Source organism: Actinospongiicola halichondriae (assembly GCF_049103745.1).
GTDB classification, from domain to species: domain Bacteria; phylum Actinomycetota; class Acidimicrobiia; order Acidimicrobiales; family Salinilacustritrichaceae; genus Salinilacustrithrix; species Salinilacustrithrix halichondriae.
Genome location: NZ_CP171622.1, coordinates 2,298,629 through 2,319,762 on the forward strand (window position 1 = coordinate 2,298,629; position 21,134 = coordinate 2,319,762).

A 21,134-nucleotide genomic window follows, 5' to 3' on the forward strand; every position below is an offset into this window, starting at 1 on the left:
TTCCCTTCTCATGACGCACGCGCCGTGGCGTGCGTGGCCGTCGGCGGGGCGAGCGTCTCGTCGAGGATCGCACCCGTTCGGGTGACCTCGAGGGGCTCGCGCCGGTCGCCGTCGACCGTCGTCCATTGGTGGAGCCGGACCACTCGGCCCTCCTGGGGTGCACCGTCGAACGCGGCGAGCAGCTCGGCCGGGCGACACGCACGAGGCTGTGTCGTCAGTTCGGCCCGGAGCAGGACGCCGGCCGGCTGCAGAAGCGCAGCAGGCGGGCACTCGTCGGGTTCGGCGATGCGGAGGGAGCACACGGCGGGGCGGATGTCATCGGTGACTTCCTTGCCCTTCCGTGTCCGGGTGACCGGGAGTTCTGTTGATGTCAGCACGTACTCGATGAGCTCAGCGGCTCGGGACGCGGCGAGGTCCGGGACCTCGACGAGCCAGGTGCACGAGCTGACGCTTTCCTGCAAACTGGGGGATCCAGGAGCGACATGGGCCGCACCCTGGATGTGCATGCCGGGAGGCAACGTCGGTTGGACGAGGCTCCCGAGGGAATCGATGTCGACTTCGGTGCCCGGCACCAGATCGACGTCGAGATATTCGCCACACGACTCGTGTGCCGTGGCGAGGGCGAGACCGAAGCGGAGCCGCGGGCGTGGCGAGAAGCCCTCGCTGTAGGAGACCGGGAGGCGGGTCCGGCGCAGGCTGCGTTCCCAGACCCGTGCGAGATCCCGGTGTGACGTGAACCGGATGCGACCGAACTTGCTGAATCGGATCCGGATGCGTTCTTTGTGTGGGGGCGTCACTTCGCCACCCCCACGGCGCGCGGTGTGAGCTGGACCGGCACGGTGTGGCCGGCGGAGAGGTCGACGCCCGTCCCCTGCGAGCCGCCGGCCGGAGGCGTGGCCGAGGCGACGATGTGCTCGATGGAGTACCCGGTGCAGGCGCCGCAGTCGTAGCAGGGCGTCCAGCGGCAGTCCGGCAGGCCGACCTCGGCCAGGGCGTCCTGCCAGTCCATCCACAGGAAGTCCTTGTGGAGCCCGGCGGAGAGGTGGTCCCATGGCAGGACCTCGTCCTCGGTGCGATGACGATGGATGAACCAGTCGGGATCGAGGCCGCACTCGGCCATCGCGTTCATCCACAACTCGATGTCGAAGTGCTCGGACCACTCCTGGAAGACGCCGCCGCGCTGCCAGACCAGCTCGATGACCCGCCCCAGACGACGATCACCGCGCGAGAGCAGCCCCTCGACCACCGAGGCACGCGAGTCGTGCCACTTGAGGTTCACGCCGTGGGTCTTGCGGGTGGCGTCGCGCACCAGGTTGATCTTGCGGCGCAACTCGTCCTCGGTGTTCTGGCCGAACCACTGGAACGGCGTGAACGGCTTCGGGACGAATCCACCGAGGCTGACGGTCACGCTCGGGTTCTTGTGGTGTTCCTTGCCGAGCTCGACGCAGTTCTTGGCCAACTCGGCGATGCCGAGCGTGTCCTCGTCGGTCTCCGACGGGAGGCCGGTGAGGAAGTAGAGCTTCATCCGGCGCCACCCCTGCGAGTAGGCCGAACCGACGGCGCCGTAGAGGTCTTCCTCGCGGATGAGCTTGTTGATGATCTGGCGCATCCGCCAGGTGCCGGCTTCCGGGGCGAAGGTCAGCCCGGTCCGTCGTGCGTTCTGGATCTGGTTGGCGAGTCCGACGGTGAAGGCGTCGACCCGCAACGACGGCAGGCCGAGCGCGATGGGTTGACCGCATCCGGTGTCGAGGTCCATGACGTCGGAGACCGTCTGCTCGATGCCGGAGAAGTCGGCGGTCGACAGGCTCGTGAGCGTGACCTCGTCGTAGCCGGTGCGCTTGAGGCCCTCGTCGATCATGGTCCGGACCTGATCGGCCGGACGCTCGCGGACGGGACGGGTGATCATCCCGGCCTGGCAGAAGCGACAGCCTCGCGTGCAGCCGCGGAACACCTCGACGTTGAGCCGATCGTGGACCACCTCGGTCAGCGGGACCAGCTGCTGCTTCGGGTACGGCCACTCGGCGAGGTCGGCGATCGTGCGCTTCTCGACCCGCTCGGGCACGTCGGGGTAGCGGGGAGTGACGGAAGCCAGGTGTTCACCGTCGTACTCGACGTCGTAGAGCGACGGGATGTAGACGCCCTCGACGTGCGACAGCGCCCGGAGGACGTTCGCACGCGATCCCGACGACTTGCCCTCGGCCTTCCATTCGGCGAGCACGGTCGTGATCTCGCCGACGACCTCCTCACCGTCGCCCAGCACCACGACGTCGACGAAGTCGGCGATGGGCTCGGGGTTGTAGGTGCAGTGTCCGCCGACCATGACCAACGGGTCGTCGTCCGAGCGATCCGCGGATCGCACCGGGACGCCGGCGAGGTCGACGCAGTTGAGGACGTTGGTGTAGGTGAGCTCGGCAGCGAGGTTGAAGGCGATCACGTCGAAGGTCGACGCCGCGGCATGGGTCTCGATGGAGAAGAACGGGATCTTCTCGCGCCGCATCACCGCCTCGAGATCGCTCCACACGGCGTAGCCACGCTCGGCGAACGCATCGTCACGCTCGTTGATGATCTCGCGCAGGATCTGGAGGCCCTGATTGGGCAGACCGATCTCGTACGTGTCCGGATAGCAGAGCAGCCACCCGACCTTTCCCGGGGCGCGCTCGGATGCGGGCGCTCCATCCTCGAGTCCGATGTAGCGCGCCGGCTTCGCCACGGAGGCGAGATGTCGTTCGAGCGCCGGCCACACATCGGTGGTCGCGCCCGACGATGACGGAGAAGTCATGGGCACGGTGGCCACACGCTACCGGACGACCCCCACCGATCCCCGAACCGTCACCGTGGGGGCCTGCGGACGTGGAAGGGTGCCGGGGTGGACCTGCATCTGCTCGGAGACGCCGACTCGTGCCTGGTGATCGACACCGCGGGCGAGATCCCCGCCGTCGTGCACTGGGGCCCGGATCCCGGTCCGCTCGACACCTTGCCCGACCGGATCGACCGACCACGGGCTCCGGCCACGCTCGATCGGGAACCTCACCTCTCCCTGGTGCCCCTCGACGCCGGTTTCGCGGGACGACTCGGGCTCGAGTGCCACCGAGCAGACGGCCCGGTCGAACTCCGGCACTGCGAGACCCGGTGGTCGGTCGACTCGGCCGGCCTCCGGTTCGAGGCGGTCGACGAGGGGGCCGGTGTCACCATCGTCGGCACCGTTCGGGTCGACGACGTCATCACCGTCGATCTCTCGGTCGTCAACACCGCCGAACACGTCCTCTTCGTCGACCATCTGGCGGCATCGCTCCCCTTGCCCGATCACGCCGACGAGATCCTCCGTCTCACCGGTCAGTGGTGTGCGGAGTTCCAACCCCTCCGGATCCCGTGGCCGCTCGGAACCCACCTGATCGAGACCACCCGAGGACGCACGTCGCACGACTCGGTGCCGGTGGCGTTCTTCGGTCCGACCGGATTCGGCGAGCACGACGGCGAGGTGCGCGGGGTCCACCTGGCCTGGAGCGGGAACCACGCCATTCGCATCGAGCGGCTGCCCGACGGCCGACGCCACGTCCAGGCAGGCGAGGCGCTCGCGCCCGGCGAGGTGGCGCTCGGACCCGGCGAACGCCACGACGCACCGACGCTCCTCGCCACGACGGGACAGGGCCTGACGGCGTGCAGCCAACGTCTCCATCGCCACGTGCGCCGGTCGCTCCCGGACCGACCCCGCCCGGTGCTCCTCAACACCTGGGAGGCCGTGTACTTCGACCACGACTTCGATCGACTCACGGCGCTGGCCGACCGGGCCGCATCGGTCGGCGTCGAACGGTTCGTGCTCGACGACGGCTGGTTCGGTGGCCGCCGCGACGACACGGCCGGACTGGGCGACTGGTTCGTGTCGCCCGACGCCCACCCCGACGGCCTCGGACCGCTCATCGACCACGTGACCGGCCTCGGGATGGAGTTCGGCATCTGGGTCGAGCCCGAGATGGTGAACCCCGACTCCGACCTCTTCCGCGCCCATCCCGACTGGGTCCTCGGCGACCCGGCCGTGACCGGCCGCAACCAACTGGTCCTCGATCTCACGATCGAGGACTGCTGGAGTCATCTCTTCGACGCCCTCGACCGGCTGCTCACCGACCACGACATCGCATTCGTGAAGTGGGACATGAACCGCGACGTCGCGACGAGAGCGACCCACGGTCAGACACTCGCGCTCTACCGCCTGCTCGATGCGCTCGGGACCCGCCATCCCGACATCGAGATCGAGTCGTGCGCATCCGGCGGTGGACGGGCCGACGCCGGCATCCTGCAACGGACCCAGCGGATCTGGACGTCCGACTGCAACGACCCACTCGAACGGCAGACGATCCAGCGAGGCTTCTCGACGTTCCTCCCGCCGGCGGTCATGGGCGCCCACATCGGGCCGCCCCGTGCGCACACGACCGGCCGCACCCACCGGCTCGGGTTCCGGGCCGGCACGGCGCTGTTCGGCCACCTCGGCATCGAGTGGAACCTGCTCGAGGCATCGGACCGGGACCTCGACAAAGTGCGCGCCTGGGTCGCACTGCACAAGGAACTCCGACCGCTGCTGCACTCCGGCGACGTCGTGCGCCTCGATCCGCCCGACGACGCATCGATGGCGCACGGCGTCGTCGCTCCCGACAGGTCGTCCGCCGTGTTCTCGTTCGCCCAACTGGCGACGAGCCAGGCGCCCACTCCCCCGCTGCTCCGTCTCCGCGGGCTCGATCCCCGTCGTACGTACTCGATCCGCCGGATCGCGATGCCAGGCGACGTCTTCGGGATGGCGGTCGCGCATCCGTCGTGGATCACCGGCGACGGCGTCGACGCGACCGGTGAGAGCCTCGGAACGATCGGGATCCAGATGCCGCGCCTGTTCCCCGAGAGCGTGTTGCTCCTCCGCCTCGACTCGGTCGATTGAGGGCGCGCGTCAGCTGAAGCGGCGCATGTGCACGTTCTGCACGAGACCGAGTCCGACGAAGAGCGCGATGGTCGACGAACCACCGTGGCTGACCAGCGGCAGCGGGATGCCGGTGATGGGCATGATGCCCATGGTCATGCCCGCGTTCTGGAACATCTGGAACACGATCATCGACAGCACGCCGACGCACAACAACAGTCCCAACTGGTCGCGCGAGAGCTGTGCGATGCGCCAGATCCGCCAGCAGAGGATGCCGAACAGGACCAGGAGCGTCGCGGCACCGACGAAGCCCAGTTCCTCGCCCACCGCGGTGAAGATGAAGTCGGTGTGTTGCTCGGGGACGATGTCGAGCTGTGTCTGCGTGCCCTCGAAGATGCCCTTGCCCAGGACGCCGCCCGACCCGATCGCGATCTTCGACTGGTTGAGGTTGTAGGCCTCTTCCCGGAGCGCGGCGTTGGGGTTGAGGAAGACCGTGAGTCGGCTCTTCTGGTAGTCCTCGAGCAAGCCGCTGTTGAGCACCAGGACGAGTCCGGTCAGACCGAACAACGTCAGCGCCGCGATGTGCTTGGCCCGGACGTTCGACACCAACAAGACGCCCATGGTGATGGCGACGATGACCATGGCCGTACCGGGGTCGGGCTGGAGCATGATCAGCGCGAGCGGGAAGCCGGGCACAGCCAGAAGGAGCGCGAGCCGGCGGAGGTCGATGTCGCCGCCGAACTGTGCACCCAGCGAGGCCAGCACCAGGATCACGGCGACCTTCGTGAGCTCGGACGGCTGGAGCTGGAACGAACCGAGGTTGAACCACGCCTGCGCGCCGTTGACCTCGGTGCCGAGCGGCGAGATGACCAACATCAGCAGGCCACAGACCCCGATGTAGGCGATGAGTGCCCACTCGCGGAACCGGCGATAGTCGACCATCGAGACCAGGGCCATCGCGGTGGCACCGGTGAGCAGGAAGACCACGTGCCGCTGCAGGGTGGCCGTGTTGACGTTGTCGGGGTCGCTGCCGCGCGTCGCCGAGAAGACCATCAGCGTGCCGATGAGCGAGATCGCGGCCACGGTCCCGAGCAGGATCAGGTCGACGTGACGCCACGCCGCCGACGGGTTGCGGCGCATCGAGCTCGCCGACCGGGTCGTGCCCGGCCAGCGTCCGGCGAAGGCGTCCATCAGTCGGAGCTCCCCACGCGAGCGAGGTCTTCCTGCGTCGGCTGGTCGTCGACGATCTCGGGGTAGACCAACTCGCCACCGGGCTGGAGTTCGGGCGGCGGGGTCACGCCGGCGAACTGGTCGAACAACTTGCGAGCCACGGGTGCGGCCGCCGTGCCACCGAAACCGGACTCCTCGAGGATCACGGCGACCTGGTACTCGGGGGCGTAGGCAGGCCCGAAGGCCGCGAAGACCGCCGTGTCGGCCTTGCCGTTGACCTGGGCGGTGCCGGTCTTGCCGGCGACGGGGAACTCAGTGAGCGGGAAGCCCTGGAACGTGCCGAACGCGGTGCCGCCGTTGGTCGACGTGACCCCGACCAGACCCTGGAGCAGCGAGTCACGGTACTCCGGCGGCAGTTCGAGCGTTCCGTTGATCCGGGGTTCGAAGGTCCGCTTGACCGTGTTCTCGCTTCCCCCGCGCGTGATCTTCGTCGCGATGTTCGGGGCGTACCGAGTGCCGCCGTTCGCGAAGGTCGCGTACACGTTGGCCAGTTGCAGCGGCGTCACGGCGACGTCGCCCTGACCGATCGCCATGTTGACGTTGTCGCCCGTGAACCAGTTGCGCTCGAGGAACGCGCCGGGGTTCGCGTCGTACTGCGCCTTGCGTTGCTCAGGGGTCGGAATGCGTCCGTCCTGCTCGAACGGCAGCGGGACGCCGGTCTCCTGGTCGAACCCGAAGAGCCTGGCCGACTCCTGGAATGCCTCGTCACCCAACCGGCCACGAGCGTTCCAGAAGTCCTCGCCCACCGAGTAGAAGTACGCGTCCGACGACACGGTGATCGACCGCTGAAGATCGACGGTTCCGTAGGCCTTCGAGCCCGCGTTCCGGAAGGTGCACTGACCTTCGCAGTTCTCGAGGGTGTGTGACCCGGTGTCGTAGTACGGCGTGGTCGCCTCACGGAGCCCGTTGGCCAACGCCGCATACCCGGAGATCAACTTGAAGGTCGAGCCCGGTGCGTACTGGCCCTGGATGGCGCGATTGGTGAGCGGGTCGTGGTTGGCCTCGTCGGTCAGGAAGGCATAGCGCGACGACGAGATGCCGTTGACGAAGTCGGCGGGGTCGAACGTCGGGTAGCTCGCCATGGCGAGCACCGAGCCGTCGCGAGGGTCGGTGACGACGACCGAACCGCCAGGAGCTTCGTTCTTCAGGTTGTCGCCGCTCGGGCGCCGGTTGCGAGCGCCATCGAGCGCCTCCTTCAGGAGGTCTTCGGCGACGGACTGTGTGGTGATGTCGATCGTCAGCCAGACGTCGTCGCCGGGGATCGGCGGGCGCGACAGGTCCTCGAGCACGCGCACCGGACGACCCTGGGCATCGACCTCGTAGACGGTCTGGCCGGGCATGCCACGCAGATCGTCCTCGTAGATCCGTTCGACGCCGGTCTTGCCGATCTGGTCGCCACGTTGGTACGTCTTCGGTTTGTTCGCACGGTCCTCGAGATCGGTGTCGCCGATCTCCCCGACGTAGCCGATCACGTGCGCGGCCCTGGTCCCGTAGGTGTAGCGACGCACCGCCGTCCGTTCGACGGTGACCGACGGGAACAGCTCGCGGTGTTCCTCGACGTAGATCTTGAGTTCCTCGGTCACGTCTTCGGCGACCGGTACCGGCGCGTACTGCGAGTACCGCTGGTCGTTGACCCGCTCGACCAGGGCCTCGACCGTGGCCGGGGACCCGTAGCGGGACATCTCGGCCGCGAGCCGGTTGATCATCTCGGCCGCGTCGTCGTCGTCCAGCTCGTTGTACAGGACCCGATCGACCGTGACGACCGTCGAGACGCGGTTGTCGACCAGCACCTTGCCGTTGCGATCGAGGATCCGACCACGAGGTGCTTCGACCTGGATCGTCCGGATGCGATTTGCCTCGGCCGCCTCGAGCAGCGGTTCCGACGACAGCACCTGCAGGTACCAGAGCCGAGCGAAGAGGGCAGCGAACAACGCCAGCACCACGACCGCGAGCACCGCGAGACGGAAACGTGGAGACTCTGCGTTCGTCATCGGAGGCCTCGGAGGGGTTGGCGCATCATGCGATCGGGGGCTGCTTCCTCCACCCATCGCATCACGTGGAGCGCCGGAATCGCGAGCAGGGCGTTCATCACCGAGGTGACCAGCACGATCCGGGGCAGGTCAGGGCCCCGGAACTGCTGCCCCATGATCTGCCCGAGGACGACGTAGAAGACGATGGCGGCGATCGACGCGACGAACGTCACGACCACGGGGATCCACGGCGCTGACCGGAGCACGCCGTCGTGCACGCTGCCGACGACGTAGCCGACGGCCAGATACGCGAGCGCGGTCAGCCCGAAGGGCGAGAGGAGGACGAAGTCGAGGGCGAGTCCGGCGATGAACCCGACCGTCGCGCCGCGGACCGGGCCGGCGGCCATGCCGCCGGCGATCGCCACGAGGAGCATCAGGTCGCCCGGCACCCCGAAGGGCCGAAGGTCGGCGAGCCACGTCGTCTGCACGACGAGGAGCAGGACGAGGACGAGCGAGAGACGGACGGCGCGGAGCACGTCAGCCCACCGGAGACGTCAGCAGCACGTTCACGAACGACAACTCGTCGAGATCGGCGAGGGGCCTCGCGAAGATCTCGAGAGTCAGTCCGCCGTTGGCTTCTGCCGTGCGGCGGACGCGCCCGACGGGGATCGACGCCGGAAAGGACGACCGATCGTCGATGCCCGAGGTCGTGAGGACCTCGTCGTCGGGCACGTCGGCGTCTTCCTCGCCCGGCTCGATACCGGTGTCGATGCGGAGATCTCGGGACGCGCCCTGACCCTTCGCCGTGCCGAACCGCTGGCTGGATGCCAGACGGACGCCGACTCGGAACTCGGGGTCGGTCAGCAGTTGGACGGACGAGCGATCGGACGAGACGTCGACGACCTGGCCGATGAGCCCGGCACCGGTCACCACGGGCATGCCGACCCGGATGCCGACCGACGATCCCTTGTCGATGACCACGATGTGCGAGAACGCGCTCGCCGGTTGTTGGATCACCCGGGCGGTCGCGGTCGACAGTGAGCCGACCCACGGGATGTCGACGGTGTCGAGCAGTTGCTCGTACTGGACGGACACGTCCTCGTCGCGGGCGATCTGTCCCTCGAGTTCGTCGACCCTGGCCTGCAGCGTCTCGTTCTCGTCCGCCAGGTCGTCGTAGTTGGTGATGCCGTTCCAGCCGTTCTGGAATGGAGTCGCGACGAAGTCGGCCGCGCCCTGCACCGGGCTCAGCGCAGATCCGACGGCGTGTCGGGCGTCCTGGACGATGCCGACATCTCGGAAGTCGAGCGTGAGGACGGTGATCGAGAAGAGCACCAACACCACGATCGTGAAGCGGGGTCGACCGCGTCGAGGCGAACTCATGGCCACGGCGAGACCAGCATTGCGAGGCGGAGCGGCACAGGGCTAGTGCTCGGGCGGGTTGTTGAAGAGGACGTCCTTGAGGGCGTCGAACTCCTCGAGCGCCATGCCCGACCCGAGCGCCACGGCGTGGAGCGGGTCGTGAGCGATGACGATCGGCATGCCGGTCTCGTGCTCGAGTCGAGCGTCGAGGCCGTGGAGGTGCGCGCCGCCGCCGGCGAGGACGATGCCCTTCTCCATGATGTCGGCAGCCAACTCCGGCGGCGTCTTGTCGAGCGTCACCTTGACGGCGTCGATGATGGCCGAGACCGGTTCCTCGATCGCCTCGCGGATCTCCTCGGTGGAGACCACGATGGTCTTGGGGAGACCGGTGATCAGATCCCGACCCCGCACCTCGGCGTAGATCTCCTCCTCGAGCGGCCACGCCGAACCCAACGCCATCTTGATCTCTTCGGAGGTCCGCTCGCCCAAGGCGAGGGAGTACTCCTTCTTGATGTGCTGGATGATGGCGTCGTCGAGTTCATCGCCGGCCACACGCACCGACTGGCTGGCCACGATGCCGCCGAGGGAGATGACGGCGACCTCGGTCGTGCCACCGCCGATGTCGACGATCATGTTGCCGGTCGGTTCCTGGACCGGGAGACCGGCGCCGATCGCGGCGGCCATGGGCTCTTCGATGATGTGCGCGGGCTTGCGGGCGCCGGCGAACTCGGCGGCCTCGAGCACGGCGCGCTGTTCGACACCGGTGATTCCCGACGGGACGCAGATGACCATCCGCGGCTTGGCCCAGCGGCGGTTGTGCACCTTCTGGATGAAGTACCGGAGCATCTTCTCGCAGATCTCGAAGTCCGAGATCACGCCGTCCTTCAGCGGACGGATGGCCTGGATGTGGCTCGGCGTGCGGCCGATCATCCGCTTGGCCTCGGTGCCGACTGCCAGGGGGCGGCCGTCGCGGACGTTGACCGCCACGACCGAGGGCTCGTTCAGCACGATGCCGCGTCCGCGCACGTAGACCACCGTGTTGGCGGTACCGAGGTCGACCGCCATGTCGCGGCCCATGAGTGAGGTGAAGACGTTCTCGGACATGGGGAATCACCGATCAGGTGCGGGAAACGGGATGCCGGTTCCGTCGAGAGGTTACCGGTTGGGCCCAGAAGTCGCCCGGTCAGCGCGACGTGGCGTCATGCCTGCTCGCAAGTTGCACCATCGTAACGGTTCGTCACGAAACCGCAACATCGGGGTGCGCCCCCACCCCACCCCGACGGTTCTGGGTGCAGAACCGGGATGTCAGATGGCAGATCGCGCACCCAGAACGATCAGCGGTTGGGGAACCAGAGGCCGATCTCGCGGGCGGCGGACTCGTGGGCGTCGCTGCCGTGGACGAGGTTCTCGTTGGTCGTGGTCGCGAAGTCGCCGCGGATCGAGCCGGGCTGGGCGTCGTCGACGCTGGTCTTGCCGATGAGCGTGCGGCAGATCGAGAAGGTGTTGTCGCTCGGACCCTCGACGATCATGGCCATGACCGGGCCGCGGGTGAGGAAGTCGACGAGCTCGCCGAAGAAGGGGCGCTCCTTGTGCTCGTCGTAGTGCGCCTCGGCGAGGGCACGGTCGGCCGTCCGGAGCTCGGCGGCGACGAGGGTCAGGCCCTTGCGTTCGATCCGGCTGATGATCTCGCCGACGAGGCCGCGTTCCACGGCGTCGGGCTTGCACATGACGAAGGTCTGGTTCACGCCGCCGAGGCTAGGGACCGGTGAGCGTGGATCCAAGGTCAGAGCGGCGCAGCGCCGTCCGGGCGGCACCCACGACGTAGGTCGAGCCGGCGATGAGCAGCGCGTCGTCGCTGTTCATGCGGTCGGTCGCCCGACCGATCGCGGTCTCGACGTCGTCGACGATGGTGACCTCGGGGATCGCCGGAGCACCGCCGGCCGACACGATCCGAGAGACGCCCGAAGCGACGTCGACGGCGGAGATCGCCCGGGGCGACTCGGCCTCGACACAGATGATCCGCCGCGCTCCGAGGCCGACCAGCGGGGCCAACGTCTCCTCGATGTCGCGACCACCGAGGAGACCCACGAGCAGCGTCAGCGAGCCATCGGGCTCGAACTCGTCGTGGAACGTGGTGGCAGCCGCGGCGGTCCCGTCGGGGTTGTGTGCGGAATCGAGGACGATGAGCGGTGAGCGGTGCACGACCTCGAACCGTCCGGGCACCGACACGGCGGAGAACGCCTCCTGCACGACCTCGGTGTCGAGGGGGCGACCGAAGAACGTCTCGACCGCGGCGATGGCGGCCGCGGCGTTGTCGACCTGATGCGAGCCGTGCAGCGGGAGGAAGAGATCGTGGTAGCGCGACGTCGGGGTGTAGGCGCCCATGAGGCGTCCGCCCACGGCGATGGCCGACGACGACGAGCCGAACTCCTCGTCGCGCACCCAGTGCAGGGCCCCACCCTCGGCACGGAACACGTCGACCAGTTCGGGATCGGTCTCGCCGATGATCACCGCGCTGCGGTCGCTGATGATGCCGGCCTTCTCCTGGGCGATGGATCGGCGCCACTCCCCCACGCCGTCGGTGTGGTCCCGTCCGACGTTGGTGATCACGGCGACGTCGGCATCGACCACGTTGGTGGAGTCGTAGCGGCCGAGGAGACCGACCTCGACGACCATGACCTCGACCGCCTCGCGTGCGAACCATGCGAACACGGTCGCGGTCAGCAGGTCGAAGTAGCTGGGTCGGTCGGGGAAGAGCGACTCGAGCGCGGCGATCTCCGACACCACGTCGGCGAACTCCACCTCGGTGATGATGTCGACGTTGCGGGTGATCCGTTCACGGATCGACTCGAGGTGGGGGCTGCCATAAGTGCCGACGGTGAGTCCGTGCGCACCGAGCAGCGCCGACACCATCTTCGCGACCGAACCCTTGCCGTTGGTCCCGGTGATGTGGATGACAGGGGCGCTGGCCTGCGGATCGCCGAGCACGTCGACGAGACCGCGCATGCGGTCGAGCGACAGGCCGTGCACGGCGCCGGCGGTGGGGCCACCGACGGTCGCCTCGAGGTTGATGTGGTCGTCGAGGTACGCGACCGCTTCCGCAAAGTCCATGCAGGACTGGTTACGAAGCTGCCCGTTTGGGGCGGGTGGCCTTGTCGTCCTTGGGGACGATGGTCGGCAGCACCTTCTCGAGCACCACAGCCTCGTCGACGACGACCTTGCCGACGTCGGTGCGACCCGGGATGTCGTACATGATCTCGAGCAGGACCTCTTCGAGGATCGCCCGGAGCCCGCGGGCGCCGGTGCCACGATGCAGCGCCTGGTCGGCGATCGCCGTCAGCGCGTCGTCGGTGAACTCGAGTTCGACGTCCTCGTAGCTGAAGATCTTCTGGTACTGCTTGACCAGGGCGTTCTTCGGTTCCGTGAGGATCTCGATCAGTGCCTCGTGGTCGAGGTGGCCGACCGCACCGATGACCGGGAGACGCCCGATGAACTCGGGGATCAGCCCGAACTTCACCAGATCCTCGGGGAGCACGTCCTGGAGCAGATCGGCGGCATCGGAATCGTTGCTGGCGCGGATCTCGGCGGCGAAGCCGACACCGGTGTGTCCCTTGCGCGACTCGATGATCCGCTCGATCCCGGCGAAGGCGCCACCGCAGATGAACAGGATGTTCCCCGTGTCGATCTGGATGAACTCCTGGTGGGGATGCTTGCGACCACCCTGGGGCGGCACGGAGGCCGTCGTTCCCTCGAGGATCTTGAGCAACGCCTGCTGGACACCCTCGCCCGAGACGTCGCGGGTGATCGACGGGTTCTCCGACTTGCGGGCGACCTTGTCGATCTCGTCGATGTAGATGATCCCGGTCTCGGCCTTCTTGACGTCGTAGTCCGCCGCCTGGATCAGCTTGAGCAGGATGTTCTCGACGTCCTCGCCGACGTAGCCCGCCTCGGTGAGCGCGGTGGCGTCGGCGATGGCGAACGGGACCTTGAGCAGACGGGCCAGCGTCTGTGCGAGGAACGTCTTGCCCGAACCCGTGGGGCCGAGCATCAAGATGTTCGACTTCGCGACCTCGACGTCGTCGTGGACGGTGTTGTGGCCGAACTGGATCCGCTTGTAGTGGTTGTAGACCGCGACCGACAGGATCTTCTTCGCGTCGGTCTGACCGACGATGTACTCCTCGAGGAACTCGAAGATCTCCTTCGGCCTGGGCAGCTCGTCGAAGTGGAAGTCGGACGTCTCGGCCAACTCCTCCTCGATGATCTCGTTGCACAGATCGATGCACTCGTCACAGATGTAGACGCCGGGACCGGCGATCAACTTCTTGACCTGCTTCTGCGACTTCCCGCAGAACGAGCACTTGAGGAGTTCGCCCCCGTCTCCGAACTTCGCCACGGTGTCCCCCTTCTGCGTTCTTGCTCAGTTGGCCCGGATGGGTCCAGTCGTGTCGGCCACGTCTCGTCGCTCGATCACTTCGTCGATGATGCCGTACTCGAGGGCCTCGGGAGCGGTCATCACGAAGTCGCGATCGGTGTCGGCCTCGATCCGCTCGACCGTCTGACCGGTGTGATCGGCGAGGATCTGGTTGAGGAGGTCCTTCATCCGCATGATCTCACGGGCCTGGATCTCGATGTCGGTGGCCTGGCCACCGCCCTGTCCCCACGGCTGGTGGAGCAGGACCCGGGAGTGGGTGAGCGCCAGGCGCTTGCCCTTGGTCCCGGCAGCGAGCAGCACGGCGGCGGCCGATGCGGCCTGTCCGAAGCAGATCGTGCTGATCTCGTTCTTGATGAAGCTCAGCGTGTCGTAGATCGCGAACAGCGCGGTGATGTCGCCACCGGGGCTGTTGATGTAGATGCTGATGTCCTTGTCGGAGTTCTCCGACTCGAGGTGCAGCAACTGTGCGCACACCAGGTTCGCGATCTGATCGTCGATCGGCGTGCCCAGGAAGATGATGTTCTCCTTGAGCAGGCGGGAGTAGAGGTCGTAGGCCCGTTCGCCCCGATTGGTCGACTCGACGACCGTCGGGACGAGGTAGTTGCGCACGGTGGAATCGTGGCGTGCGGCCTGCTCTGGGGTCATTCGGCTGCGTCCTCTTCGGTGTCAGTGTCGGTGGCGTCGTCTGCAGGAGGCTCGTACGTGCTGCGGTCGACGTTGTTGCCGTTCTCGTCGACGATCTCGACGTGGTCGAGCAGCCATTCGAGCGCCTTGCGCTTCGTGATGTCAGAGCGTACCGCGGGCAGTTGGTCGTTCTGTTCCAACTGGGCGCGAACCTTCTTGGGCTTCTCGCCCACACGCTCGGCGACCTCGTCGATCTCGGCGTCGAGTTCGTCGTCGGTGCACTCGATGCCCTCGGCGACCACGATGGCGCGCAGTGCGAGGTCGACACGGGCGCTGGTCTCGGCGTTCTCACGCAGTTCGTCGATCAACTGCTCCTGCGAGCGGCCCGTCATCATCAGGTACTGCTCGAGGCCCATGCCCTGGGCCTGCAGGCGCATGCCCAGGTCCTGGAGGCGGCCGTTGAGTTCACCGCTGATCAGCGCTTCGGGGAGATCGTCGGTCACGAGGGCGGCCAGCGCCTCGGCCACCTTCTCCTGGAGCTGTTGGGCGCCCTGCGCCTTGCGCACCGTGGTCATCCGCTCGACCAGGTCGGCCTTCATCTCGTCGACGGTCTCGAACTCGGAGTTCTCCTGGGCCCACTCGTCGGTGAGCTCGGGCAGGACCTTGGCCTTGACCTCCTTGACGGAGATCACGAAGTGGAGCTGGCGCTCCTCGTCCTCGTCGGGGTGGGTCGCATCGAAGTCGAGTTCGTCGCCGGCGGACGCACCGTTGAGCTGCTCGTCGACCTCGGAGGTGATGACCCCCGAGCCGATCTCGTAGTTGTAGTCGTCGGTCGTGAGGCCGTCCTGCTCCTCGCCGTCGAGGGTGCCGACGATGTCGATGACGACGGTGTCGCCCTCGTCGGCCGCTCGGTCGACGGTCTCGACGGTCGCGTCGAGGCTGCGCATGCGGTCGATCTGGGCGTCGATCTCCTCGGCGTCGGGCTCGGGCGACGGCATGGTCACCTTGAGTCCGTCGTAACCGGCGATGGAGATGACGGGGCGGACCTCGACGATGGCCTCGAAGGTGACCGGACCCTCGTCCTGGCCACCCGTGATGTCGAGCTCCGGAGGAGCGATCACGTCGACGTCGTGCTCGATGACGGCGTCGGAGTAGTACTTCGGCAGCGCCTCGCGGAGGGCTTCCTCGCGAGCCGGGCCGAGGCCGATGCGAGCCTCGAGCAGCTTGCGGGGAGCCTTGCCACGCCGGAAACCGGGGAGGTTGACCTCCTGGGCGATCCGCTTGAAGGCCGCGTCGAGGTCACCCTCGAACTCGGTCTCTTCGACGGTCACGGAGACCTTGACCTTGTTGTCTTCGAGGGTTTCGACGGTGGAGTTCACGAGGTGGCCATTTCGTTTCGCCAGCGGTTGTGCCCGCTGGGCAGGGCGTGCACGGGAACGGACGAGTGTATCGACGGGCTTTCCGATCACGGCCATCCGCCGCACGCCTTGTAGTGTCCCCGCCCCGGTCGTACGGGGAGTGGCGCAGCCCGGTAGCGCACCTGCTTTGGGAGCAGGGGGTCGCAGGTTCGAATCCTGTCTCCCCGACCACGGCCATGGCGCACGGTAATGTGCCGCCGAATCTGACACATCTCGAACAAGGCGGACCCCCCACATGCCAGCCCGGCTGCAGTTCCAACGGCGCGCGTTCATCGGCGCCCTCGCCGTCGCGCTTCTCGGCGCACTCCTCGTCGCCTTCTCTCCGGCGTCGCCGGCCTCGGCCGCGACGACCGCGCAGTACGCCTCGAGCTGGATCGTCGACAACGACGCGAACTGGACCCCGTATCCCTCACACGCCTCGGGCGCGAACCCGCTCGGATCGGGCACCGGGAACTGCACCGGAGGCAACGCCGGCGCCTGGGCGGAGTTCACCTTCACCGGGTTCTCGATCCCTGCGACCGACACGATCGACGGCATCGTCGTGACCCCGAAGTACCGCACTGCCGCCAACAACGGCACCCTGTCACTGCGCGACGGGGGTGTCGTCCTCGGCTCGAAGACCCTGCCGATCAACACCGGCGGACCATCGAACTGCAACAGCACCAGCACGGTCGCGGTCGGCGGCGCCACCGACACCTGGGGCGCATCGCTGACTCCCGCCATCATCAACGACGGCATCCAGGTCCGCCTCAGCCAGGGCACGCCGAACCCGATCGACCTCGACTCCATCCAACTCACCGTTCACCACAGCGCTGGTGACCCGGAAGCCGACCTGTCGATCACCAAGGGCGACGACGTCGACCCCGCAACCCCCGGCGAGGACGTCGTCTACACCATCACCGCGACGAACGACGGCCCGTCCGACGATCCGGGCGCCACGATCGCCGACACGTTCCCGGCCGGCCTCACCTGCACGTACACCTCCGTTGCCGCTGGCGGAGCCACCGGCAACACCGCCTCTGGTTCAGGGAACATCAACGACCTCGTCGCCATGCCCGACGGCGCATCGATCACCTACACGGCCACCTGCGCCATCGACAGTGACCGCACGACCGGCCTGTCGAACACCGCGACCGTGACGGCGTCGGTGACCGACCCGAACTCGGGCAACAACTCGGCCATCGAGACCACCGCGGTCGCTCCTGAAGCCGACCTCTCGATCACCAAGACCGACGACTCGGACACCGTGGTTCCCGGCGGCACCGTCGTCTACACGATCGTGGCTGCGAACGCCGGCCCGTCCGACGATCCCGCGGCGACAGTGGCCGACACGTTCCCCGCCAGCCTCACCAACTGCTCCTGGACCGCGGTCCTGGCCGACGGCGCCTCGGGCACGACGTCCGGTGACAGCGACATCGACGAGGCCGTCTCCCTGCCGGTCGGCGCATCGATCACCTACACCGCCACCTGTGATGTCGACGACGCCGCCGACGCCGCAGTGGTCAACAGCGCCACCATCACGGCGTCCGTGACCGACCCCGACCCGTCGAACAACGCCTCCGACGACTCGAGCGACCCGGCACCCGAGGCCGACCTCGGCGTCTCGGTGACCGAGTCGGCCGATCCGGTGACCGCCGGCGATGCCGCGGGACTCACCTACACGGTGACGGTCACGAACGGTGGGCCGTCGACGGCACCGGGCACGACCGTGGAGATCGACCTGACCCTGCCGACAGGTGTGACCGAAGGAACCGCCGTCGCGTCGCTCGGCACCTACGCCGGATCCACCTGGACCGTGGGGGCCCTCGCTCCCGACGCCACCGCCACTCTCGAGGTGCCGCTGACCGTCGACGACACCACGGCTGCAGGAACCGACGTGATCGAGATCGCGGCCACCGTCTCGTCCGACGCCGATGATGCCGACGGCACCAACGACGAAGCGTCCGAGGCAACCAGCGTCGAGGCCGCTCCGACCACGCCGACGACGTCCCCCGCCACCACGCCGACCACGCCGACCACGGCTGCGGGTGCGGTCGGATCGGGCGGACAGGGCCAATCGCCGGCCACCGGGGCTCTCCCGAAGACGGGTGCAGAGCCCGCGGCGATGGTGCTCTTCGGTCTCGCGAGCATCCTCGTCGGCTGTGCCGCACTCTGGCTCACCGACCGTCGCTCCCGACCCACGGGAGCTCACCTCCGCTAGACGCCGGGCGGCGGACCACCCGGTGTAGGTTCGCCGCCTGATGCACCGTCGCATCGCACTCCTCGCCGCAACCGCTCTCGGCCTCTCGTCGTGTGCGCTGCCGTCCTTCGGTGCGCCGACACCGGCCAGCGAACAGGGCCGGGAGGTCTTCGACCTGTACCGGTGGTACGCCGCGCTGGCGACCGGCGTCGGCGTCTTCGTCACCGTGCTGCTCGTCTTCGTCGTCGTGCGGTATCGACGACGTTCCGACGACGCGATCCCCAGCCAGAAGCCGTACAACATCCCGATCGAGATCGCGTACACCGCGATCCCGCTGCTCATCGTCTCGGTTCTCTTCGTCTTCAGCGTCCGCACCGAGGATCGTGTGAGCGCCGAGACCGACGACCCCGACCTCGTCATCGACGTCACCGGCTTCCAGTGGCAGTGGCGCTTCGACTACGTCGAATCCGGCGTGGTCGTCAACGGTTCACCGGAGTCGGGCGTGCCCGAACTGGTGCTCCCGCTCGATCGCACGACCCGGCTCGAACTCCGTACCGCCGACGTGATCCACTCGTTCTGGGTGCCCGACTTCCTCGTGAAGCGCGACATGATCCCTGGCATCGACAACGCCATCGACGTCACGCCGACCGAGGTCGGGACGTTCGACGGCGTGTGCGCCGAATACTGCGGCCTCGACCACGGGCGCATGCGGTTCAGCGTGCGGGTCCTGGCCGCCGACGACTTCGACCGGTGGCTCGAGGAGTCGGCTCCATGAGCCTGCTCGACGACCGTCCGGTCGAGCCCACGCCGTCGCCACCCGCGCGTCGCGAGGCGACCGGGCTCCTGGCGTTCCTGACCACGACCGACCACAAGCGCATCGGCGTGGCGTACATGCTCACGGCGTTCGCCTTCTACCTCGTCGGCGGCGCACTCGCCCTGGTGATCCGGACCGAACTCGCCGAGCCGGGGCAACAGGTCGTCGGCAACGCCACCTACAACGAACTGTTCACGATGCACGGCAGCATCATGCTGTTCTTGTTCATCGGGCCGTTCGCGTTCGGGCTGGCCAACTACTTCGTGCCCATCCACATCGGCGCCCGTGACATGGCGTTCCCACGCCTCAACGCACTGAGCTACTGGTTCTTCCTCTTCGGCGGTCTGACGATGCTGTCGGGATTCCTCACCGCCGACGGTGCGGCCGACTTCGGCTGGACCGGGTACTCGCCGCTGTCGTCGGTGGTCCGCTCCCCCGGCGTCGGCGGCGACCTCTGGATCATCGCCCTGGTCCTCACCGGCCTCTCGGGCGTGCTGACGGCCGTCAACGTCGTGGCGACCGTGCTCACGATGCGGGCACCCGGGATGACGATGTTCCGCATGCCGATCTTCACCTGGAACATGTTGGTGACGAGCATCCTCGTCCTCATCGCGTTCCCGATGCTGACGGCCGCAGCGGCGATGCTCTTCGCCGACCGGCACCTCGGCGCCCACGTCTTCGACATCGCCAACGGCGGCCAACCGATCCTGTGGCAACACCTGTTCTGGTTCTTCGGCCACCCCGAGGTCTACATCGTGGTCCTCCCCTACTTCGGGGTGATCACCGAGGTCCTCCCCGTACACGCCCGTCGTCCGGTGTTCGGCTACGCCGGGCTGGTCTTCGCCACCATCGCCATCGCCGCCTTGTCGGTGGGCGTGTGGGCCCACCACATGTTCGTGACCGGCGCAGTCAGCCTGCCGTTCTTCACCGCCTTCTCGATGCTCATCGCGGTGCCGACCGGCGTGAAGATCTTCAACTGGATCGGCACCCTGTGGGGCGGACAGATCGTCTTCCCCACACCGATGCTGTTCGCGGTCGGCTTCATCTTCACGTTCCTGTTGGGCGGACTGACCGGGGTCCTGCTCGCGACCGCGCCCATCGACTTCGCCGTCACCGACACCTACTTCGTCGTGGCACACATGCACTACGTGCTCTTCGGCGGCTCGGTGTTCGCGCTCTTCGCCGGCGTGTACCACTGGTTCCCCAAGGTCACCGGCCGGATGCTCGGCACCGGACTCGGCAAGGTCCACTTCTGGATGACGTTCGTCGGCTTCCACCTGACCTTCGCCATCCAACACGTGCTCGGACTGCAGGGCATGCCCCGCCGGGTGCCGGACTATCTCGATGCGTACGGCTTCGACTGGATGAACCTCGTCTCCTCGATCGGTGCCGGACTGCTCGGCGCGTCCACGCTGCCGTTCGTGTGGAACGCGTGGCGGTCGTGGCGACACGGTGAGATCGCCGGCGACGATCCCTGGGGTGGCCACACGCTCGAGTGGGCGACGTCGTCTCCCCCACCGACCGAGAACTTCGACCGCCCGCTCCCGTCGATCCGGTCGAACCGTCCGCTCTGGGACGAGCACCATCCTGACCTGGTGATCGAAGGCCACTGATGGACGCCGACGAGTCCTCCGACGCCGGCCAGGTCCGGATCCAGAGCCGGATCTTCCTCGGCATCGGCGCAGCCGTCGCTGTGATGGCCGCGATCTACGGTGCCGCGGCATACGAGGAGGCCGGGTCGGTCATGTTGGCCCTGGCCGCGTGCCTGTCGCTCGTGTGCGGCACCTTCCTCTGGTTCCAGGACCGGGGCGCGCACGCTGGCCACGCCGTGACCGCCGACGCCATGTACCTGCCGCACTCGAGCATCTGGCCGTTCTGGATCGGCGTCGCCGCGTTCCTCATGACGAACGGGCTCGTCCTCGGGATCTGGTTCCTCGTCCCCGGCGCGCTCGTGATGATCGCCGGACTCGTGGGCTTCATCCGCCAGTCCCGCGCCCGCAGCGAGCACTGACACGCTGAGTAGCAGCGCTGACACGCTGTGTGTCGGCCTGGGCGGACCCCGGAAAAGCCAGCCAAAGAGGCAGAAGATCTGGCGCTGACGTCCCGTCAATGTGCGATATCGCACATAACTCCGGGTAACGGCGTGCTTCCGTTGTGTCAGGTACGGGCGATCTGGGGTATTTGTCGTGCATTCGCGCAACGAGC

Annotated in this window: 16 protein-coding genes, 1 tRNA gene and 1 pseudogene; 6 read left to right on the forward strand and 12 right to left on the reverse strand. The window is 67.5% G+C overall.

Features of this window, described 5'->3' with window-relative positions; translation table 11 throughout:
• Positions 1-8: 8 nt before the first annotated feature.
• Entirely contained in the window at positions 9-797 is a 789-nt protein-coding gene (locus AB8619_RS11375) for a TIGR03936 family radical SAM-associated protein (RefSeq protein ID WP_436792753.1), read from the reverse strand.
• Positions 794-2,779: a TIGR03960 family B12-binding radical SAM protein gene (locus AB8619_RS11380; RefSeq protein ID WP_436796377.1), complete on the reverse strand. Its 1,986-nt coding sequence runs from the start codon at positions 2,777-2,779 to the stop codon at positions 794-796. Before AB8619_RS11380 ends, AB8619_RS11375 begins: the two co-directional genes overlap by 4 nt.
• An 87-nt stretch (positions 2,780-2,866) precedes the next feature.
• Between AB8619_RS11380 and AB8619_RS11385 the strand changes: the two genes are divergently transcribed.
• Positions 2,867-4,924, forward strand: a complete 2,058-nt coding sequence (locus AB8619_RS11385; protein ID WP_436792754.1) for an alpha-galactosidase — start codon at positions 2,867-2,869, stop codon at positions 4,922-4,924.
• Positions 4,925-4,933: 9 nt separating this feature from the next.
• Here AB8619_RS11385 and rodA read toward each other — a convergent pair whose 3' ends face one another.
• From rodA to tig, 10 genes are all read right to left on the reverse strand, one after another.
• Entirely contained in the window at positions 4,934-6,094 is a 1,161-nt protein-coding gene (gene rodA, locus AB8619_RS11390) for a rod shape-determining protein RodA (RefSeq protein ID WP_436792755.1), read from the reverse strand.
• Positions 6,094-8,124, reverse strand: a complete 2,031-nt coding sequence (gene mrdA, locus AB8619_RS11395) for a penicillin-binding protein 2 (RefSeq protein ID WP_436792756.1) — start codon at positions 8,122-8,124, stop codon at positions 6,094-6,096. Before mrdA ends, rodA begins: the two co-directional genes overlap by 1 nt.
• Positions 8,121-8,639 carry a rod shape-determining protein MreD gene (gene mreD / locus AB8619_RS11400; protein ID WP_436792757.1) on the reverse strand — a complete coding sequence of 173 codons (519 nt, stop codon included), beginning with the start codon at positions 8,637-8,639 and terminating at the stop codon, positions 8,121-8,123. The genes mrdA and mreD overlap by 4 nt, the downstream gene beginning before the upstream one ends.
• Position 8,640: 1 nt before the next feature.
• Positions 8,641-9,483, reverse strand: a complete 843-nt coding sequence (mreC, locus tag AB8619_RS11405; protein WP_436792758.1) for a rod shape-determining protein MreC — start codon at positions 9,481-9,483, stop codon at positions 8,641-8,643.
• 42 nt (positions 9,484-9,525) lie between these two features.
• Positions 9,526-10,566: a rod shape-determining protein gene (locus AB8619_RS11410; protein WP_436792759.1), complete on the reverse strand. Its 1,041-nt coding sequence runs from the start codon at positions 10,564-10,566 to the stop codon at positions 9,526-9,528.
• A 230-nt stretch (positions 10,567-10,796) separates the two neighbouring features.
• Positions 10,797-11,207 (reverse strand): nucleoside-diphosphate kinase, encoded by a 411-nt coding sequence (ndk, locus tag AB8619_RS11415; RefSeq protein ID WP_436792760.1) that lies wholly within the window; start codon positions 11,205-11,207, stop codon positions 10,797-10,799.
• A 10-nt stretch (positions 11,208-11,217) separates the two neighbouring features.
• Entirely contained in the window at positions 11,218-12,573 is a 1,356-nt protein-coding gene (locus AB8619_RS11420) for a bifunctional folylpolyglutamate synthase/dihydrofolate synthase (RefSeq protein WP_436792761.1), read from the reverse strand.
• Positions 12,574-12,583: 10 nt separating this feature from the next.
• Positions 12,584-13,855, reverse strand: a complete 1,272-nt coding sequence (clpX, locus tag AB8619_RS11425) for an ATP-dependent Clp protease ATP-binding subunit ClpX (protein WP_436792762.1) — start codon at positions 13,853-13,855, stop codon at positions 12,584-12,586.
• A gap of 24 nt (positions 13,856-13,879) precedes the next feature.
• The gene (locus AB8619_RS11430) at positions 13,880-14,539 is read right to left on the reverse strand and encodes an ATP-dependent Clp protease proteolytic subunit (protein WP_436792763.1); all 660 of its coding nucleotides are present in this window, start codon (positions 14,537-14,539) and stop codon (positions 13,880-13,882) included.
• The gene (gene tig / locus AB8619_RS11435) at positions 14,536-15,897 is read right to left on the reverse strand and encodes a trigger factor (protein ID WP_436792764.1); all 1,362 of its coding nucleotides are present in this window, start codon (positions 15,895-15,897) and stop codon (positions 14,536-14,538) included. The genes AB8619_RS11430 and tig overlap by 4 nt, the downstream gene beginning before the upstream one ends.
• Before the next feature lie 133 nt (positions 15,898-16,030).
• Here tig and AB8619_RS11440 point away from each other — a divergent pair.
• The 5 genes and pseudogenes from AB8619_RS11440 to ctaF all read left to right on the forward strand — a co-directional run bounded on the left by AB8619_RS11440 (position 16,031) and on the right by ctaF (position 20,940).
• Positions 16,031-16,107: transfer RNA gene (locus tag AB8619_RS11440), tRNA-Pro, on the forward strand.
• Positions 16,108-16,171: 64 nt separating this feature from the next.
• Positions 16,172-18,136 (forward strand): LPXTG cell wall anchor domain-containing protein, encoded by a 1,965-nt coding sequence (locus tag AB8619_RS11445; protein WP_436792765.1) that lies wholly within the window; start codon positions 16,172-16,174, stop codon positions 18,134-18,136.
• Positions 18,137-18,176: 40 nt separating this feature from the next.
• Positions 18,177-18,890, forward strand: a complete 714-nt coding sequence (coxB, locus tag AB8619_RS11450; RefSeq protein WP_436792766.1) for a cytochrome c oxidase subunit II — start codon at positions 18,177-18,179, stop codon at positions 18,888-18,890.
• Positions 18,887-20,527: pseudogene (gene ctaD, locus AB8619_RS11455) on the forward strand (cytochrome c oxidase subunit I); the annotation flags it as partial. The gene coxB and the pseudogene ctaD, both read left to right, overlap by 4 nt.
• 14 nt (positions 20,528-20,541) lie before the next feature.
• Positions 20,542-20,940 carry an aa3-type cytochrome oxidase subunit IV gene (ctaF, locus tag AB8619_RS11460; protein WP_436792767.1) on the forward strand — a complete coding sequence of 133 codons (399 nt, stop codon included), beginning with the start codon at positions 20,542-20,544 and terminating at the stop codon, positions 20,938-20,940.
• The last annotated feature ends 194 nt before the right edge of the window (positions 20,941-21,134 follow it).